Source organism: Amycolatopsis sp. NPDC043885 (assembly GCF_056435685.1).
The window spans coordinates 798168-810978 of record NZ_JBWKEA010000001.1; the positions used below are offsets into that span (position 1 = coordinate 798168).

Annotated in this window: 14 protein-coding genes; 5 read left to right on the plus strand and 9 right to left on the minus strand. The window is 69.1% G+C overall.

Going from position 1 to position 12811, the window contains the following annotated elements; translation table 11 throughout:
* Positions 1-207: 207 nt before the first annotated feature.
* Both AC069I_RS04075 and lanKC read right to left on the minus strand, forming a co-directional pair.
* A complete protein-coding gene (locus AC069I_RS04075) occupies positions 208-351 on the minus strand; it encodes a SapB/AmfS family lanthipeptide (protein WP_091598068.1) in 144 nt (47 codons plus the stop codon).
* 40 nt (positions 352-391) lie between these two features.
* Positions 392-2944 carry a class III lanthionine synthetase LanKC gene (gene lanKC, locus AC069I_RS04080; RefSeq protein WP_478264802.1) on the minus strand — a complete coding sequence of 851 codons (2553 nt, stop codon included), beginning with the start codon at positions 2942-2944 and terminating at the stop codon, positions 392-394.
* Between the two features lie 426 nt (positions 2945-3370).
* Between lanKC and AC069I_RS04085 the strand changes: the two genes are divergently transcribed.
* Positions 3371-3736 carry a hypothetical protein gene (locus tag AC069I_RS04085; protein WP_478223603.1) on the plus strand — a complete coding sequence of 122 codons (366 nt, stop codon included), beginning with the start codon at positions 3371-3373 and terminating at the stop codon, positions 3734-3736.
* Positions 3729-4145, plus strand: a complete 417-nt coding sequence (locus AC069I_RS04090) for a hypothetical protein (protein WP_478223604.1) — start codon at positions 3729-3731, stop codon at positions 4143-4145. The genes AC069I_RS04085 and AC069I_RS04090 overlap by 8 nt, the downstream gene beginning before the upstream one ends.
* Positions 4146-4192: 47 nt before the next feature.
* Here AC069I_RS04090 and AC069I_RS04095 read toward each other — a convergent pair whose 3' ends face one another.
* The 3 genes from AC069I_RS04095 to AC069I_RS04105 form a co-directional block, all read right to left on the minus strand.
* Positions 4193-5179 carry an MCE family protein gene (locus tag AC069I_RS04095; RefSeq protein ID WP_478223605.1) on the minus strand — a complete coding sequence of 329 codons (987 nt, stop codon included), beginning with the start codon at positions 5177-5179 and terminating at the stop codon, positions 4193-4195.
* Positions 5180-5285: 106 nt separating this feature from the next.
* On the minus strand, positions 5286-5678 hold the full coding sequence (locus AC069I_RS04100) for a PPOX class F420-dependent oxidoreductase (RefSeq protein ID WP_478265151.1): 393 nt from the start codon (positions 5676-5678) through the stop codon (positions 5286-5288).
* Positions 5597-5989 (minus strand): MerR family transcriptional regulator, encoded by a 393-nt coding sequence (locus tag AC069I_RS04105; protein ID WP_478264803.1) that lies wholly within the window; start codon positions 5987-5989, stop codon positions 5597-5599. Before AC069I_RS04105 ends, AC069I_RS04100 begins: the two co-directional genes overlap by 82 nt.
* Before the next feature lie 55 nt (positions 5990-6044).
* Here AC069I_RS04105 and AC069I_RS04110 point away from each other — a divergent pair, with 55 nt between their 5' ends.
* The gene (locus AC069I_RS04110; RefSeq protein WP_478264804.1) at positions 6045-7001 is read left to right on the plus strand and encodes an SDR family NAD(P)-dependent oxidoreductase; all 957 of its coding nucleotides are present in this window, start codon (positions 6045-6047) and stop codon (positions 6999-7001) included.
* Here AC069I_RS04110 and AC069I_RS04115 read toward each other — a convergent pair.
* Positions 6998-8086, minus strand: a complete 1089-nt coding sequence (locus tag AC069I_RS04115) for an alpha/beta hydrolase family protein (RefSeq protein ID WP_478264805.1) — start codon at positions 8084-8086, stop codon at positions 6998-7000. The two genes, AC069I_RS04110 and AC069I_RS04115, sit on opposite strands and share 4 nt — an antisense overlap.
* A 118-nt stretch (positions 8087-8204) precedes the next feature.
* On the opposite strand from AC069I_RS04115, the gene AC069I_RS04120 reads away from it, so the two are divergent.
* Positions 8205-9428, plus strand: coding sequence for a sensor histidine kinase (locus tag AC069I_RS04120; RefSeq protein WP_478264806.1), 1224 nt, complete (start codon positions 8205-8207; stop codon positions 9426-9428).
* Complete coding sequence (locus tag AC069I_RS04125) at positions 9425-10072, plus strand: response regulator (RefSeq protein WP_478223610.1); 648 nt, start codon at positions 9425-9427, stop codon at positions 10070-10072. Before AC069I_RS04120 ends, AC069I_RS04125 begins: the two co-directional genes overlap by 4 nt.
* On the opposite strand, the gene AC069I_RS04130 is transcribed toward AC069I_RS04125, so the two are convergent.
* The 3 genes from AC069I_RS04130 to AC069I_RS04140 form a co-directional block, all read right to left on the minus strand.
* The gene (locus tag AC069I_RS04130; protein WP_478264807.1) at positions 10062-10706 is read right to left on the minus strand and encodes a GNAT family N-acetyltransferase; all 645 of its coding nucleotides are present in this window, start codon (positions 10704-10706) and stop codon (positions 10062-10064) included. The genes AC069I_RS04125 and AC069I_RS04130 overlap by 11 nt on opposite strands.
* 102 nt (positions 10707-10808) lie before the next feature.
* Positions 10809-11012 carry a cold-shock protein gene (locus tag AC069I_RS04135; RefSeq protein WP_005149851.1) on the minus strand — a complete coding sequence of 68 codons (204 nt, stop codon included), beginning with the start codon at positions 11010-11012 and terminating at the stop codon, positions 10809-10811.
* 160 nt (positions 11013-11172) lie between these two features.
* Positions 11173-12696, minus strand: coding sequence for a nucleobase:cation symporter-2 family protein (locus AC069I_RS04140; RefSeq protein ID WP_478264808.1), 1524 nt, complete (start codon positions 12694-12696; stop codon positions 11173-11175).
* Positions 12697-12811: the final 115 nt, after the last annotated feature.

Sequence of the window (12811 nt, forward strand, 5' to 3'; positions counted from 1 at the left end):
GGGGAGGGGGGGGGGGTTTGGGTGGGGGGGTTGGGGGGGGGGGGTGGGGTCCCCACCCAAACCCCCCCCCCACGACCCACCCGACCGGCTCCGCATCCCACTCCTTACAACGTGATCCCAACGAGATGAACCAGACGGCAAAATGAAAGCGCGGGAGCGGCGCACTTGGCCTGTGCCGCTCCCGCGCCGTCAGTGGTCAGCCGTGACTCAGTGGCAGGTCAGCAGGCTGACGGTGCTGTTGGCGCAGGAGGCCAGCAGGCTGAGGTTGCTCGCGCCGCCGTGGCTGCCACCGCCGCCGCCCTCGAGGACCTCGGGGGTTTCCAGGGCCTGCAGGTCGAGAACCAGTTCCATGGTGTTCCCTTTCACTCGTTATCTCTTTGGTCCGCCGTCCTCACTGGACAGCAGTTCGAGAGGACAGGAAAGGCAGTGCGGCCTTCCCGTCCAGGGTGGCGGCCAAGGCGAGCAGGACGCCCGCGCCGCCGGTGACGACGTCCATCGACAGCCGCAGCAGCTGGTTGCCGGGGAACGCCAGGCCGCCCTTGTACGGCACCGCGTACCAGGCCAGCCGGGAAAGATGCAGGTCGATGGCGTCGCGGACGCGCTGGTCCGGTTCGGCGCCCATGGCCAGCGCGGTCATCAGCCCGCCCCGGCCGAACAGCAGCCCGGGATGGATGACGAACTCGCCGCGGCACGCTTCACGCAGGCCGGGAAGGCTCTTCAACGCCTTCGCGCCGGGACGGTACTTCGCCAGTTCTTCGGCGGCCATGAGGATCCCGGCGCTGCCGACACCGGCGTAGGGCAACGTCCGGGTCTCGCCGTCGCGGACCTGCAGCGAGCCGTCGTCGGACTCGACGCACTCCTCGATGTCCCGCTCCAGCGCCTGGTCGGCGAAGGACAGCCAGCCCTCTTCGCGGGTGCGCTCGAACAGCCGCACGAACAGCAGCGCCGGACCGGACCAGCCGTTGAGCAGCCCGGCCCTGCCGAAGTCGCCGGGCGGGTCGGCCGTTTCGAGCGCTTCGGCGAGCCGGACGGCGGTGGCGAGCGCCTGCCTGCCGAACTCGTTGTCCTTGCGGGACACCGCGAAGTGCAGCTGGGTGAGCCCGATACCGGACAGGCCGCCTTCCAGACCGTGGTCGGTGGTCTGCTCGACCAGCGTCGCCGACGCCGACAGCAGCTTGGTGGCCTCGTCCCGGTACCCGAGTTCTTCGAGGACGTACGCGATCCCGTACGAGCCGTCGTAGAACCCCGGACGTCCCGGTGGTTCGCGGCGGATCGAGTCCAGCAGCCAGCGCTCGTGCTCCCGGTGGCGCTCGCCGCAGGCCGTTTTCAGTGCGTAGAGGACGCCGGCCGCGCCGTAACCGAAGCACGCTCCGCCGACACGGAACTGCTCGATGTCGCCGGGGAAGAGCCGGTCGGTGCGCTCGGGGGTCGCGCTGGCGCGGATCGCCTCGGTGATCTGCTTGCGCACCAGCACCCAGTTCGGCTTGTCCTGGTCCAGCTCGGTCGCGCTCGTCAGCGGCGGGACGTTCCGGGGTGCGAGCTCGGCGACGATCGAGTCGGCGTAACCCTCCGGGACGTCGAAGCGCTGCTGGACGAAGTCCGCGAGCCCGCGCAGCTTCGCCGGGGCGAGCTCGAGAAGCGTGGTGAGCGGCAGGAAGATCCACAGCTTCAGGACGGCGAGCGCGTACTCGTCGACCTCGAAGCCCTTCCGGTCGCGCGGAGCGCGGAAGCCGGGCGCGCCGAGGGCGGGCCGCGTGCCGCTTTCGACGTCGGACGCCATCTCGAAGTCGATCAGCGAGACCGTCTTGTCTTCCCCGTCCTCCCCGTCGACCAGGATGTTCAGCGAGTGCAGGTCGCCGAAGACGATCCCGCGGCCGTGCACCTCACCGACCATCGCCTCCACCCGCCGGACCAGCGCCAGCGCGCGTTCGGTGTACGCGGCGATGTCGGCCTCGGTGGTGTCGCGCCTGGTGAGCGGGTAGTTGCGGGCGAGCCAGTTGCCCAGCGAAACGCCGGGCATGTACTCCATCGCCAGGAAGTGGTGCTCCCAGACGGTGAAGCGGTCGTAGGTGGCGGGGATGCCGTCGATACCTTTCAACCGCTCCAGCACCTCGTGCTCGCGGCGGAGACGTTCGACGGCGTCGACCTCGTCGCGGTCCAGGCCGGCGAACGGCCTGGCCTCCTTGAGGACCACCCGTTCGCCGTCGGTCTTCCGGTCGGCGAGGTACACGCCGCCGCCGTTGGAGAAGTGCAGCGAGCTTTTCACCTGGTAAGGGAACTGATCCGCTTTGCCGCTCTTGCGAGCTGCGAGATGAGGCGCGAGGAACTCCGGAATCGTCACCCAGTCGGGTACGGAGAAGGTCGGCTCGCGTTTGTCCGGGACCAGGGTGCCGTCCGGTTTGCGCACCGCGAGGACCCGCTTGCCGTCGAGTTCGACCCATTGCTCGGCGAATCCGCCGTAGCGGACGTAGAGCGGCCCGGAACCATACCGGAGATCACTGAGAATGTACGCCCCCGGTTCGCCGTCGAGCTTCGCCGACAACTCGGCGAGAACACGTTCCAGCTCGTTGTTGTCAGCCGGATAAAGAGTCAGTAACTTACCGCTTCCGTCACGCGGAGCGTATTTTGAATTCCTCGCGAGCAGCGTGCTCCGCGAGCGCAGATGCTTGTAGGACACGTCGTGCTCGACACAATGCTCGTGCACCTTCACGAGCACCCGCTCGGCATTGGCCAAACCTGCTGAAACGTGGATTTTCCAGCCCTGCAAGGGAAGATTTCGTGCAATCGGGTGCAACAGCCGCCACACTCCGCGCACTCCGGTGCGCCAGCCGACCTCAGGAGCGGGCAACAGGGAGGCGAAATCGTCGGCGGCGTCCCCGGTTTCCCGCTGCTCATCGAAGAACAGCGGATCGGCGAAGCAATACGCTTCGTACCGGACGTCCATTCGAGCGCCCCCTCCTTGGCACCAATCGGATGGGCCATGTGCACCATCGCGATGGAGAATATTCCACCTGCCGGATCCCGAACGGCCAATCCGCCATATCGGGGGTTCGGATGGGCTGTTCAGGGACGTGAATTCGAAATCTACCGAATGGTAGGGGTACCCAGCGTGAGATCAACTCGTATTTAAACCACCCGGTCGGTGTGTAACAGGAACGAACCAGCGGCGTAATCCCTGGTCCAGGTGGCCAACGCAATAGCGCGCGACCGAATTGACGGTGCGCCAACCGAACGCGTTTCGTGATCTATTCACCCGAGGTCTGGACCACTGAGCCCGCCGTGGCGCCCGCCACGCACCCCACCGGTCGCCCGTCGGCGATGATCCGCCCGGAGGTACGTTGTCGCCGGTGGAGCTGGTAAGGAGGCCGACGTGATCACAGGCTTCGCGGTGACCGTCGCGATCTGCGCGACGCTGGTCGCGGCGTGGAGTTTCGTCCAGGCCGCACGCGGGAAGCTGCCCGACAACGCACTGCTCGGCGGCCTCGCCGTGGTCGAACTCCTGCTGGTGGCCCAGCTCGTGATCGGTGTCGTGCTGCTGATCGGCGGCGGCAGCCCCGGCAGCATGGCCACCTATCTCGCCTACCTGATCGGCTGCCTGGTCGTGCTCCCGCTCGGGACGTTCTGGGCGCTGGCCGAGCGCACCCGGTCGAGCACCGTGATCCTCGGCATCGCGTGCCTCGCGATCCCGGTGATGGTGCTCCGGCTGCACGAGGTGTGGGCGGGCGCCAGTGCGTGAAGAGACCGAGGAGAAGACGGTGGACAAGGCCTCCGGCCCAGGACGGATCCTGGTCGCCGTGTACGCGATCTTCGCGCTGGCGGCGACCTCACGCGCCGCCGTGCAGATCAGCACCAAGTTCCACGAAGCCCCGCTGGCCTACGCCCTCTCCGCGTTCGCGGCCGTCGTGTACCTCCTGGCCACCATCGCGCTGGCCCGCCGCGGCGCGGGCTGGTGGCGGGTCGCGTTGATCGCCTGCGCCGTCGAGCTGCTCGGCGTGCTGACCGTCGGCACGTTCAGCCTCTTCGACCGCGAGGCCTTCCCGCACGCCACCGTATGGTCGGTTTACGGCCAGGGCTACCTCTTCATCCCGCTGGTGCTGCCGGTGATCGGGCTGTACTGGTTGCGGCGGACGAAAGAGCGGCGGTGAGCGTGGGGGTCGTGAGTGGTAAGGACGGTTAGAACCGTCCTTACCACTCACGAGTCGAAACAGCCCTTTTCGTTGAGCGGCCCGAACGTGGGTAGGACCAGCCCGCACAGGTAGCCGTCGATCCAGCGCCCGTTGCCCGCGACGTTGGTGAGCACCCGGATCGCCGGCGCGAACGCGGCGATCCCCCTGGCCAGCGAATCCTGGTTGCGCTGGAGCATCGACGTCAGCCGGTCGAGTTGTTCGAGCACCGGCCCGAGCTGCCCGTCGTTGTCGGCGATGATGCCGTCGAGCGCGGTCGCGAGCCGTTTCGATCCGTCGAGCAGATCCTTGATCGCCTGCTGCCGGGTGGAGATCGCGCGCAGCAGCGCGTTGCCGTCCTGGATCAACCGCTGGACCTCGGTGTCGCGGTCGACGAGGGTCTGCGACACCTGCCGGGTGTTCGCGAGCAGTGTCCGGAGTTGCCGGTCGCGGGAGGCGATGGTGCCGGAGAGCTTCGAGATCCCGTCCAGCGCGGAGCGGACGTCGGCAGGCGTATCGGCGAAGGTCGCCGAAATCGTGTCGAAGCTTTTCGCGAGCTGGCCGACATCGATGGCGTCGACGGTTTTCGACAAATCCCGAAACGCTTCAAGGACGTCATACGGCGCGGTGGTCCGCCGCAGCGGAATGGGGTCACCGGGGTCGAGGATCGCTTCGCCGCGCGGGTCGAGCGCCAAGTACTTCTGCCCCAGGACGTTCTTGATCCGAATGGACGCGCTCGTGGCGTCGCCGACCCACGCGTCCTTCACCCGGAAGGAGACGAGCACGCGATCGCCTTCGAGGCCGATCTCGGACACCTTGCCGACCTTGACCCCGGCGACCCGGACGTCGTTGTCCGCGCGCAGTCCGCCCGCGTCGGAGAACTCGGCGGAATAGGTGATGCCGCCGCCGATCACCGGCAGCGCGTCGGCGTTGAGCGCCGCCGCCATCCCGAGGGCCATCGTGGTGAGCCCGGCGAGCGCGAGCTTGATCGGATCCACCGCGCCGAACGACCTCATCGTCTCACCTCGCAGGTCACGAGCGGCAAAGCTTAGGGGCCGCTCCTGCCCATCGCCAGGCGAAACGTTGCACCAATCGGGTGGCAGCGTCTGTCCATTATGGACTCTATTCGACGTCTAGCCGGACTTCGTAGTGGAGCGTCCTGTACTTCTTCAGCCGGTGCAGGAGCGGGACGAGGAAGCCATGCAGGAGCCGATGCTTCCTGGCCAGGCGATCGGCCGCGTGCCGTGCCTCGTCACCGTCGAGCAGGCGAACCCGTCCGCTCACGGCCTCGCCGGTCGGGATGCCGCGGAACGTCGAAGGGGCGATCTCGATCCGCGGATCGTTCCGCATGCGCTTGGCCTTCCACGCCGCGTCATACGTGCGGAGGTATGCGTGATCCCCTTCGACGGCGATGTTGACCGGCGTCCCGTCCCCTAGCGCCAGAGCCCGTCCGCCGTCCCCCGCGCGACATGCTCCTCGTAGACCTCGACCTTCCGGCTGATCAGCTCCAGGCAGTCGGCCAGTTCGGCGATCCGGTCCCGGACGGTGTTCTGGTGTTCCCGCAGCAGCTCCAGCCGCTTTTCCTCGTTTCCCGGTCCTTGCCGGACGAGTTCGGCGAATTCGCGGATGGTGGCGAGCGGCATCCCGGACGCCCGGAACTTCGTGCAGTTCACCAGCCAGTCGACGTCCTGTTCGGTGTACACGCGGCGGCCGTTCGCGTCCCGTTTCACCGCCGCCGCGAGCAGTCCTTCCTTCTCGTAGAAGCGAAGCGCGTGCACGCTGAGGCCCGTCCGGGCGGTGACCTGGCCGATCGCGAGTTCCGTCACGCCGGCGACGATAGCGGTTGTCCTAGAGGGCCCTCTAGCTCCTAGCGTCCGCCGCATGACCACTTCACAGCACAAGATCGGCTCCGGCTTCGGCGCGCGCAGCACCGCCGGGGAAGTACTGGACGGGATCGACCTTTCGGGCAAGCTCGCCGTCGTCACCGGTGGCTATTCGGGACTGGGCCTGGAAACCACGCGCGCGCTGGCGAACGCCGGCGCGCAGGTGGTCGTCCCCGCGCGCCGTCCGGCCGACGCCGAGGCCGCGCTCGCCGGGATCTCCGGTGCCGAGGTCGACGAGCTCGACCTCGCCGACTTGGCGAGCGTCGAGGCCTTCGCCCGGCGGTTCCTCGGCACCGGGCGTCCGGTCGACCTGCTGATCGCGAACGCCGGGATCATGGCCGCGCCGGAACGGCGGGTCGGCCACGGCTGGGAGTCGCATTTCGCGATCTGCCACCTCGGCCACCACGCCCTGGTGAGCCGTCTCTGGCCCGCGCTGAAGGCGGACGGCGGCGCCCGCGTCGTCACGGTGTCCTCCTCCGGTCACCATTCCTCGCCGATGCGCTGGGACGACGTCCAGTTCGAGCGCGGCTACGACCGCTGGCTCGCGTACGGCCAGGCCAAGACGGCGAACGTGCTGTTCGCGGTGCGGCTGGACACGCTCGGCGCCGACCACGGGATCCGCGCGTTCAGCCTGCATCCGGGCGCCATCCTCACGCCCCTGCAGCGGCATCTGCGGCAGGACGAGATGGTCGAGCGCGGCTGGATCGACGAGCACGGCAACCTGGCCGACCCGGATTTCAAAACGCCGGAGCAGGGCGCGGCGACCCAGATCTGGGCGGCGACGTCACCGCGGCTCGACGGGATGGGCGGGCTCTACTGCGAGGACTGCGACATCGCCGAGATCGCCCCCGAAGAGGGCGAGTGGGTCGGAGTGCGCCCGTACGCGACCGATCCCGGTGAGGCCGCGCGGCTCTGGAAGCTCTCCGAGAGCCTCACCGGGACCTTCCTCGGCTAGTTCCAGAACTTGATCTCGGGGTTGCCCGGCACCGGCCCGTCCAGCAGCGGCTGATGTCCGCCGCGCAGGTTCTTGTCGAAGAACGCGGAGACGTACGCCCTGGTCAGCGCCATGCCGCGCTCGCCGCCGAGCAGACCGGGCTGGCTCAGGCCGAGCTGCTCACCGAGTACGCCGACGTCGGTGAAGGACGCGTGCCCGGCCGCCGCGACGCTGATCCAGCGCTTCCAGCCGGTGAGGTTCGGCCAGCTGCCCGCCCACGTGGTGTCCGGGCCGGCCGGGGTGTACTCGCTTTCGCGGCCGAGCAGCAGGAACGGCCGGTCGATCCCGGACGCGGGGATCGGCGACCACAGCCTGCCGTCCAGGTCGGCGCCCGCGCGGATCCGCCGGTCGTCGACCATCGCGGCCGGCGTGCTGTACCCGCCGATCGAGTGGCCCGCCATCCCGATGCGCGTCCGGTCGATCAGCCGGGACCAGTGCGACGAAGGCCTGGTCAACGTGTCGAGGACGAACGAGGCGTCCGCGGAGCGGATCGGCGGGAGCAGCTTCGAATCCGATCCGCACGCGGCGCATCCGGTGACGTGGCCGTCCGGGAAAGCGGTGCCGTGGGACTCGTGGTTGTGGCCGATCAGCGCGACGACGAACCCCTTGCTCGCCAGCTCTTCCGCGAGCCCGGTGAGCGTCGTGCGCGGTTTGCCGAATCCCGGCGACAGGACGACGAGCGCGTGCTTGCCCGGCAGCGGGGGCGCGTCGACCCTGGCGCCGGTCCGGGTCCCGGCGACCAGTGCGGGGTCGATGTCGGGCAGGCCCGATTCGGTCAGGAACGCCTTGGCCTCGGCCAACGTGAGGTAGGGCCGTTTCGGGCCGATCGGCAGCAGCGCGGGGTAGAACATCGACACCATCAGCTCGCGCGGACCGGACGGCACCCAGGGGTCCTGGCGCGAGCGGTCGACGAGATGCAGTTCGGTGGAGCCGACGGGATGCGATCCGGTCGGCGGCGGCAACGTCAAGCGTGGGGCCGCCGCGGCCGGGCTCGCCAAGGACACCATGCCGGCGAGGGCGGTCAGCGCGACGAGAAGCCGTCTCATGGGGTTTCCGTTTCTGTCGAGGATCTTCCTGCGTCCAGGCTGGAGCCCGGCGCCGTATTCGCGCGTCTGCCGCAGGTCGTATCCCGAGGTCTGCCGCGAGAGGGATCCGCGGCACCGGATGCGGGATTACGCTCGGCTGGTGCTGGCCTTCCTCAGGAATCACCCGAGAGCCGTCGACCGCGGCCTTACTATCCTCATCGGACTGTCCACTGTGGTCTCGGCAGACGACCCAGAAGGCTTCGAGTGGTGGCTGGTCTCCTTGGTGGCCTTGGCTTCTTTGCTCGTCCGGCACCGGAATCCCACGATCACCTTCGCGGCCGGGGGCACGGCCTCGCTCTTGCATCTGGCGTTGGGCAACGACCTCAAACCCGTCGACGTCGTGGCGCTGGTCGGCCTCTTCTCCGTCGCGGCCTGGGGGTCGCGGCGGCGTTCCGTCGCCCTGTTGGCGGCGGGACTGCTCGTCGCCGGAGCATGGTCTTTCTATGCCTCGGAAGCGAACACGCGGACCCCGGGCCCGACGCCACCGCAACTCATCATCATCGATCGGCTGGCGCCGGTCGGCACCGACGCCGACGACCACCAAGTGCAGGACTGGGGCGGTTTTCCGGCCATCGGCCTGTCGCTCGGCGTGGCGTGGCTCGCCGGCCTGAACACGCGGCAGCGCCGGATCCGGCTGTCGGTGCTGGAACAGCGGGCCGCCGATCTCGAACGCGAGCGCGACACCCAGGCCGCGCTGGCCGTGGCCGCCGAACGCGGCCGCATCAGCCGCGAACTGCACGATGTCGTCGCCCACGCGCTTTCCGTGGTGGTCCTGCAAGCGCAGGGCGCCCAGGCGGAACTGGACCGGCGGCCCGAGCGATCGCGGGAGGCGCTGGACGCCATCGTCGACACCGGGCGGACCGCGTTGAGCGAGATCCGGCGCCTGCTCGGCGCGCTCGGCCAGGACGAGCCGGACTGGGAGCCCCGGCCCGGTGCGGAGCGCCTGCCGCGGCTGGCCGCCGACATCCGGTCGGCGGGCACGCCGGTCGAGTTCCGCGTCGAAGGGGAACCCCGGCCACTTTCGTCCACAGTGGACCTGGCGGCCTACCGGATCGTGCAGGAGGCGCTGACGAACGTGCTGAAACACGCCGGTCCGGACGCGTCGGTGACTATCGTGATGCGGTACGAGCCAGGGACGCTGGAGATCGAGGTGACCGACGACGGCATCGCGGCGGAAGCGCCATCCGGCACCGGGCACGGCCTCGAAGGGATGCGGGAACGGGTGAACGTACTGGGCGGCACCTTCGACGCGGGTCCGCGGGCGGAGCGCGGCTTCGCCGTCCGCGCGACCCTGCCGTCATGACGATCCGGGTGGTCATCGCCGACGACCAGGCGCTCGTGCGCACCGGCCTGCGGATGATCCTGGACAACGCGGACGACATCGACGTCGTCGGCGAGGCGGGCGACGGCGCGGAGGCCGTCGCGCTGGTGGCGGAGCTCGATCCCGACGTCGTGCTCATGGACATCCGGATGCCCGAGATGGACGGCGTCGAGGCCACCGCCGCGATCGCCGCGGCTCAGCGCGCCCGCGTCCTGGTGCTGACCACGTTCGACCTGGACGAATACGTCTACGCCGCGCTCCAGGCGGGGGCCAGCGGCTTCCTGCTGAAGGACGCGCTGGCGCCGGATCTGCTCGCCGGGGTCCGGGTGGTCGCCGCGGGCGAGGCGACCCTCGCGCCCACCGTCACCCGGCGGCTGCTCGACCGGGTCGTCACCGGCCTGCCCGTGTCGCCGCCGGACGACCGGCTCGCCCTGCTCACCGGCCGCGAACACGAGGTGCTCCAGCAGCTGGCACGCGGCCTGTCCAACGCCGAGATCGCCGAGCTGCTGTTCCTCTCGCCGGGCACGGTGAAGACCCACGTCGGCCGCATCCTCACGAAGCTCGGCCTCCGCGACCGCGTCCAGGCCGTCGTCTTCGCCTACGAATCCGGGATGATCAGCCGCTGATCGCGGCGGGTGTGCGCCAGTGCTTGCCGCGCCGGGGCCGCCGGTGCTGTCCGCGCCTGCCGAGGCCGGCGAGGCTGTCGACGGGGCGCGCGGCGAATTCTTCGGCGGTGATGCCCATCCGCACGAGATACTTGATCTCGCCGCGCACGACCTCGGTGTCGCGCAGCCTGCCTTCCTCGCGGAAGCCGAGACCGCCGTGCAGGGAAAGCGACGCCAGGTTGCCGCCGTACACGCTGACCTCGCATTTGCGGAAGCCGCGTTGCCCGAACATATGCGCCAGGAGGACGGTGATGGCGTCCGTGGCGTACCCGCAGCGCTGGTGGCGCGGGGCGATCCCGATGCCGTAGCCGAACCGGCCGGTCACCGGGTCGGCGCCGATGGTGCACACCGAACCGACCAGCATCCGGCCGCGCACCGTCTCGATGCCGAAGTGGATGTCGTCGCCCGAGGACCCCGAGCGGTGCGAGGCCCAGTGCCGGTGCCCGCCGCCGAGCAGCGGTGTCGCCTCGCGGGCCATGTCACGGTCGAAGCCCATCAGGACCCGGCGATCCCGGAGCCCGACCTCGCGCAACCGCACCTTCCGCCCGACCTGATCGGGCTCCAGGGCGGAGCGGCTCACCGCGTCCGGCCGCACGGGTGCTCACGAAGGATCACAAGCATGCATCGACGATATCGGGTCCCGAAACGCCCGAAGGCCCCCACCCGGTACGGATGGAGGCCTTCGGCGTGAAGAAAGTCAGATGGCGACGACGCGCTGGGCCTGCGGGCCCTTCTGACCTTGGCCGATCTCGAACTCGACGCGCTGCCCTTCGTCCAGGGACTTGAAACCGCTGCCCTGGATCTCCGAGTAGTGCACGAAAACGTCCGGTCCGCCGTCGTCCTGAGCGATGAAGCCGAAGCCCTTTTCGCCGTTGAACCACTTAACGCTGCCCTGAGCCATACTTTTTCTACCTGCTCTTCATAGCGAGTCTGAGCTCATTCGATGCCCCGATCTCGCCGTCCATTGTCGCAGGTCTTGCCGCGTCGCACACGTCGCCGTCCCAAATTTCTGTAGACCCCCAGGTCAGGATCACCTTCGGCGAGCCATCCGGCGGCCGGATTCAGTGCTCTTCCGGCTCGGACCCGATCCGGTAGGGGACGGGCCTGCCGTCCTCGTCGCGCACCTGGACCGGCTTGCCCTCGGCGTCCACGATCTTGCCGTCGACGATCTTGTCGCCGTCCTTGAGCCGCGAGAAGGCCTTGAGGTCGGAGTAGTCGATCACCCTGGTCGCGGTCGCGAACACCGACGGGTCGCTGCCCGTCTTGGCCGGCTTCAGGTGGTTGAACAGCAGGTTCAGCACGACGGCCATGAGCGCGGCGGAGCTGATCCCCGAGTGGAAGATCGTGCCGACCCACGCCGGGAAGTGGTGGTAGAACTCCGGCGCCGCGATCGGGACCATGCCCAGCCCGACGGAGGCCGCGACGATCACCAGGTTCATGTTCCCGTTGTAGTCCACTTTGGACAGCGTCTTGATACCGGACGCCGCCACCGTGCCGAACAGCACGAGACCGGCGCCGCCCAGCACCGGGTACGGGATCGCGGCGACCACCCGGCCGAGCACCGGGAGCATGCCGAGGACCAGCAGGATCACGCCGCCGGCGGTCACCACGAACCGGCTCCGGACGCCGGTGATCGCGACGAGACCGACGTTCTGGGCGAACGCGCTCTGCATGAACCCGTTGAAGACCGGCGCGACCGCCGAGGACGCCATGTCGGCGCGCAGCCCGTCGCCGATCCGGCGTTTGCCGACCCGCGTGCCGACGATCTCCCCCACCGCGAGCATGTCGGCCGTGGTCTCGGTGAGGGTCACCAGCACGACGATGAACATCGACACGATCGCGGCGATGTCGAAGGTCGGCGCGCCGAAGCCGAACGGGGTCGGCACCGCGAAGATCGGGCCGTCCCAGACCTGGGAGAAATCGGCCTTGCCCAGCACGGCGGCCAGCACGGTGCCGACCACGATCGACAGGAGGATCGAGAGCCGGGAGATGGCCGGGACGGCGACCTTGCTGAGCAGCAGCACGATCGCCAGCGTCATCGCGGCCAGCCCGATGTTGGAGACCGAGCCGAACTCCGGCGCCTTGGTGTTGTCGCCCATCGCCCACTGGGCCGCGACCGGCATCAGGCTGAGCCCGATCACCGTGATCACCGTCCCGGTGACCACCGGCGGGAAGTACTTCACCAGCCGGGAGAACACCGGCGTGATGAGCAGGCCGAGCACCGCGGACGCGATCACCGAGCCGAACACGGCGGGCAGCCCGCCGTCGGCCACGATCGCGGTCATCGTCGCCACGCCCGCGAAGGAGGTGCCCTGGACCAGCGGCAGCCGGGAGCCGAAGAACGGGATGCCGAACGACTGCAGGATCGTCGCCAGGCCACCGATGAACAGGCACGACGCGACGAGCAGCCCGATCTCGGCGGTCGAAACGCCCGCGGCGCCGCCGATGATCAGGGGCGGCGCGATGATCCCGCCGTACATCGTCAGGACGTGCTGGATGCCGTAAGTGAAACTCCTGCCGATCCCGAGCCGTTCGTCCTCGGGCCTGCCGCTCGCGGCCGCTTCGGCCCGCGTCCTCTTCACCATGGATCCGCCTCTCGATAGAAGCGAGCGATGCCGGGCAATTTCAATCTGCGGAGGTTAACTTCCGCATGGCAGAACTCGCAAGACCCTGCCCGTACGGGTCGTCCTCCCGGCGGGC